General features: G+C 70.4%; 5 protein-coding genes. All 5 read left to right on the top strand.

Translation table 11 applies throughout. The features are described 5' to 3' along the window. On the top strand, positions 1-1,198 hold a 1,198-nt coding region (locus tag AB0M20_RS32240; protein ID WP_364304109.1), incomplete at its 5' end, for a proton-conducting transporter membrane subunit. Between the two features lie 89 nt (positions 1,199-1,287). Further along, the gene (locus tag AB0M20_RS32245) at positions 1,288-1,479 is read left to right on the top strand and encodes a hypothetical protein (protein ID WP_364304110.1); all 192 of its coding nucleotides are present in this window, start codon (positions 1,288-1,290) and stop codon (positions 1,477-1,479) included. Beyond that, entirely contained in the window at positions 1,476-1,880 is a 405-nt protein-coding gene (locus tag AB0M20_RS32250; RefSeq protein ID WP_364304111.1) for a type II toxin-antitoxin system VapC family toxin, read from the top strand. Before AB0M20_RS32245 ends, AB0M20_RS32250 begins: the two co-directional genes overlap by 4 nt. Before the next feature lie 113 nt (positions 1,881-1,993). Beyond that, positions 1,994-2,872 carry a zinc metalloprotease HtpX gene (gene htpX, locus AB0M20_RS32255; protein WP_364304112.1) on the top strand — a complete coding sequence of 293 codons (879 nt, stop codon included), beginning with the start codon at positions 1,994-1,996 and terminating at the stop codon, positions 2,870-2,872. A 54-nt stretch (positions 2,873-2,926) separates the two neighbouring features. Next, a partial coding sequence (locus AB0M20_RS32260; protein ID WP_364304113.1) for an MFS transporter occupies positions 2,927-3,640 on the top strand: 714 nt, incomplete at its 3' end.

Here is a 3,640-nt window from a genome sequence, read left to right on the forward strand (position 1 = left end):
AGTGGTGTTCTGTTCCGATCGTCCTGGGGCCGCGACGGTCGTCGCGGTGCTCTTCGGCCTGCTGACCCTCGGCGTGCTGGGGCTGTCCGCCCGCACGCCGGCCCCGCCCGGCGAATACTGCTTCCTGCTGATGTGCTCGATGACCGGCGGCGTGGTGGTCGGTTACGCCGGCGACCTGGTGACGCTGATCGTCGGCCTGGAGACCCTGACCCTCCCGTTGTATGTCCTGGTCGGACTGCGCCGGACCGCCACGGCGTCCGCGTCGGCGGTGACCTTCTTCCTGGTGAGCGTCATCTCGACGGCGATCGCGCTGATGGGCGCGGCGTTGCTCTTCGCCGCCACGGGCCGCCTGCACCTGACCGAGCTGGTGAACGACCCGTCGCCGCTGTCGACCGTCGGTGTCGCCCTCATCGTGATCGGCTTCGCGTTCAAGGTGGCGGCGGTCCCGCTGCACGCCTGGGCGCCGCCCACCTACGACGGCGCCCCGATCCCGGTGGCGGCGTACCTGTCCACCGCCTCGAAGCTGGGCGGCGTGGTGGCGCTGGCGGCGATCGTCACGCGCCTGGACACGGGCCCGCTCCTGGCGATCCTGGCGGTGCTCACGATGACGGTGGGCAACCTGGTGGCGCTGCGCCAGACCCGGATGGTCCGCCTGCTGGCGTGGAGCTCGGTGGCGCAGGCGGGCTACATCCTGGCGCCGCTGGCCGCGGGCGCGGCCGGAGTGACGGCGGCGCTGGCGTACGCGGCGTTCTTCGTGGCGCTGGAGTTCGTCGCCTTCGCGGTGATCGTGTCGCTGCTGCCGCCGACGGCCGACGGCGGCGAGATCTCGTCCTACCGGGGAGTGGCCCGCCGCTCGCCATGGCAGGCGGCGGCGCTGGTCCTGGCCTTTGCGGGCCTGGCCGGCCTGCCGCCGGGCCTGGCGGGCCTGTTCGCCAAGGTCACCATCGTGGACGCGCTGATCGACACGGGCTGGACCTGGCTGGCGGCGGTGGTGGCGATCAACGCGGTGATCGCGCTGGCCTATTACATCCGCACGGCGGCGATCCTCTACGCATCGCCGCCGGGCGTGGCGGTGGCCGACCTGCGCCTGCCGAAGCTCCCGGTCCCCTGGCCGGTGGCGACGGTGCTGATCGTCGCGGCGGCCCTGACGGCGGCGCTGGGCTTCGCCCCGCAGCTCCTCTTCAACGCCCTCACCTGAGCGCGTCGCCGAGTTATCCACAGGCCCCGATCGACGGCCGCCGACCGTGGGAAACTTGGTGCCGCAGTAAGGGGAGGAGTTGAGCGCCGATGTCCAGCAACACTGAGCCGGTGCCCCGCAGGCCCAAGCGCGTTCCGGCCGCGGAGTTGGCCCGCCAACAGGGCGTCCGTCCGATCAAGGACGTCCGGGACTTGGCCCGTCCAGATTTGTTCGAGACCGACGAAGAGTTGGACGAGTTCCTCGCCGACCTGTATGCCTCGCGGCGTGCAGACACCGCATGAGCTTGGTCGTCCTGGACACCGACGTGGCGTCGGCGATCCTGCGCGGTCGACTGCCTGATCGGCTTCGCGCCAGGCTCACCGGCAAGACTTCGTGCATCACGCTGATCACGCTGGGCGAGCTGACCACGTGGACCGTCATCCGGAGCTGGGCTCCGCGCAAGTTGGCTGAGCTCGCGCATTGGCGGGCGGGAGTGTCGGTTCTGCCGTTCGATGAGCAGGTCGCTACGACCTGGGGACTTCTCCAAGCGAACGCACAGCTCCGCGGACGCTCGCGGCCGGTGAACGACACGTGGATCGCGGCATCTTGCCTGGTTGAGCGGCTGCCGCTCGCCACCTTCAACACCAAGGATTTCCTCGACTTCGCCGAGCACCACGGATTACGTCTCTTCGATGTCTCCTGACCGTGGTGATCCACTACATACAGCGACTTCTCAGCTACTTCCGGATGAATTCACTGGTGGTCGATGTTCTCTAGGAGTGCGGGCCTACCGGCTCGCATCCCGAAGGAGTACATGTGCACCGCCATCACAACGGCCTCAAAACGGCCGCTCTGCTTGGTCTGCTCACCGCGATCATCCTGGCCCTGGGCTACTGGCTCGGGGGCAGCGGCGGCCTGGTGTTCGCCGTCGTCCTTTCGCTGGCGATCAACGCCGGCAGCTATTTCTTCTCCGACAAGCTCGCCCTGCGGGCCATGCGGGCGCAACCCGTCACCGAGGCCGAGTTCCCTGCTCTGCACCAGATCGTCCGCGAGCTGGCGACAGAGGCCGGCCAGCCGATGCCGCGCCTCTACGTCTCGCCGTCCATGCAGCCGAACGCCTTCGCGACCGGCCGCAACCCGCAGCACGCCGCGGTCGCCGTCACCGTCGGGATCACCCGGATCCTCGACCGGCGTGAGCTTCGCGGCGTGATCGGCCACGAGCTGTCGCACGTCTACAACCGGGACATCCTGATCTCGAGCGTGGCCGCGGCACTGGCCGGCATCGTCACCATGGTCGCGCAGCTCGCGATCTTCCTGCCGCTCGGCGGTGGTGACGACGAGGACGGTCCCAACCCGGCCTCCCTGCTGCTGATGCTGATTCTCGGCCCGCTGGCCGCGACGATCATCCAGCTGGCGATCAGCCGGAACCGCGAGTTCCAGGCGGACGCCTCCGGCGCGACGCTGACCCGCGACCCGCTGGCCCTGGCCAGCGCCCTCGAGAAAATCCACTACGGTGCGCAGCGGCTGCCGCTGCCGGCGCAGGGTCAGCTGACCAGCGCGGCGCACCTGATGATCGCCAACCCGTTGCGGGGCGGCGGCATCGCGTCGCTCTTCTCGACGCACCCGCCGATGGGCGAGCGCATCAAGCGCCTGCACCAGCTGGCGGCCATCACGGGCAACGCCGCGGTGCGGTGATCCCCGCCATATTTCCTGTGTGTTACCACGCCCCCGGCACATAACGTCGGGGGCGTGACCGCGCTTCGTCAGTACCTTGCCGTCTGGCAGTTGCCCGGAGCGAAGGTCATGTTGATCGTCGGGATCATCGCCCGCCTGGGCATCGGCATGACCCCGCTGGCACTTCTGCTGCTGGTCGAGGAGGCCACCGGCCGTTATGCCGCGGCGGGCCTGGCGGGCGGCGTCTACGCGATCGCCGGCGCCGTGCTCAGCCCGGTCGCCGGCCGGCTCGCCGACCGCGTCGGGTCTCGCCCGGTGTTGTTGATCACCGCGATCGTCCACCCACTGGCGCTGGCCGGGCTGCTGCTCATCGCCCGTGGGGGAGGGGACGCGCTGCCGCTGATCGTCGTCGCTTCCGCGGTGGCCGGCGCCACCTATCCACCGTCCACCGCGGCGATCCGCCGGGCCTGGACCGACATGACCGGCGTGAGCAGTGGGCAGCACGCGCTGCGCCAGGCCGCGCTGGCCGCCGAGACGTCCCTGTTCGAGCTCGTGTTCGTGGCCGGGCCGATGCTCGTCGCGGCGCTCATCGTGATCACCGGCGGCCCGGCCGCCGCGATCATCGCCGCGGCTGCCGCGACGCTGGCCGGTACGGTCGTGATCGCCCGGGTGCCGGTGATGCACCGGCGGCATCGCGCGCCGGGCGAGTCGGCGCGCGGTCTCGGGCCGCTGCGCAGCCGTGGCTTCCCCACCCTGCTGATCGGCGTCTTCGCGCTGGGCATCGCGTTC

It is taken from the genome of Actinoplanes sp. NPDC051633, assembly GCF_040681735.1.
GTDB lineage: Bacteria > Actinomycetota > Actinomycetes > Mycobacteriales > Micromonosporaceae > Actinoplanes.

What these genes read in the sequence shown, in the direction of transcription:
- AB0M20_RS32245 (WP_364304110.1), top strand. Translation starts at nt 1,288, where the DNA reads ATGTCCAGCAACACTGAGCCGGTGCCCCGCAGGCCCAAGCGCGTTCCG.
- AB0M20_RS32250 (WP_364304111.1), top strand. Translation starts at nt 1,476, where the DNA reads ATGAGCTTGGTCGTCCTGGACACCGACGTGGCGTCGGCGATCCTGCGC.